Origin of the sequence: Janthinobacterium sp. BJB401 (genome assembly GCF_013372745.1) — a bacterium.
Classification (GTDB): Bacteria; Pseudomonadota; Gammaproteobacteria; order Burkholderiales; family Burkholderiaceae_D; genus Janthinobacterium; species Janthinobacterium rivuli.
Genome location: NZ_JABXFH010000122.1, coordinates 1 through 917, shown reverse-complemented (window position 1 = coordinate 917; position 917 = coordinate 1). Strand labels below are relative to the sequence as shown.

1 protein-coding gene is annotated in these 917 nt (G+C 55.3%); it reads left to right on the top strand.

Annotation, left to right across the window (positions count from 1 at the left end):
* The first annotated feature begins 70 nt into the window (after nucleotides 1–70).
* Complete coding sequence (locus HWE17_RS28450) at nucleotides 71–898, top strand: IS5 family transposase (protein WP_176391116.1); 828 nt, start codon at nucleotides 71–73, stop codon at nucleotides 896–898.
* Nucleotides 899–917 lie beyond the last annotated feature (19 nt).

Sequence of the window (917 nt, the reverse complement as noted above, 5' to 3'; positions counted from 1 at the left end):
TCAGTGACGGTTTAAAAACTTCATAGCAACTTTTGTGTCAAAGCGTCTTTGACGTTTTGGAGTAGCTGTCATGTGGACACAAGAGAATCGTAGCAAGCATCAACAGGTACGGACATCGCTCAAACGTGGTTATCCTACGGATGTGAAAGATGAAGAGTGGCACCTGATCGCCCCGCTGTTGCCGAAGCAAGCGAAGACGGGAAGACCTCGCAAGACGGATCTGCGCGCAGTGATCAATGCGCTGCGTTATATGGTGCGATCTGGATGCGAGTGGCGCATGCTGCCCAATGATTTCCCGCCGTATCAGACAGTCTATTACTGGTTCCGGCGGCTGATGCGGCGCATGCTGTTTCGCACCATTCATGACTTGGCACTGATGCTGGATCGCTTGTGCAATGAGCGGGAGGTGCTGCCGAGTGCCGGTGTTGTCGATAGCCAGAGCGTGAAAGCGCCAGGGACGGGAGCGAGAGGCTATGACGCCAACAAGAAAGTCAGCGGGCGCAAACGCCATATCGCGGTCGACACGGATGGTCGCTTGCTGGCGATGAACCTGACACCAGCCGATATCGCCGACTCCACTGGTGCTCAGATGGTGCTCGACGGCTTGGTCAAACGCTGGCCGTGGGTGAAGCATCTGTTTGGGGATGCGGCATACGACCGCAGACAACTGATGGACAAGGCAGAGTTTCTCGACTTTACGGTGGAGGTCGTGCGGCGCCTGCAGGGGCAGCAAGGTTTCGCTGTTCAGCCAAGGCGCTGGGTGGTCGAGCGAACGTTTGCATGGCTGATGCGTTACCGACGCTTGGTGCGCGACTATGAACAGCGCATTGACGTGTCGGAAAACATGATTTACTTGGCCATGGGATCGCTGCTGCTGCATCGACTAAATTTCCGCTAAGTTATTAAACCGTCTCTCA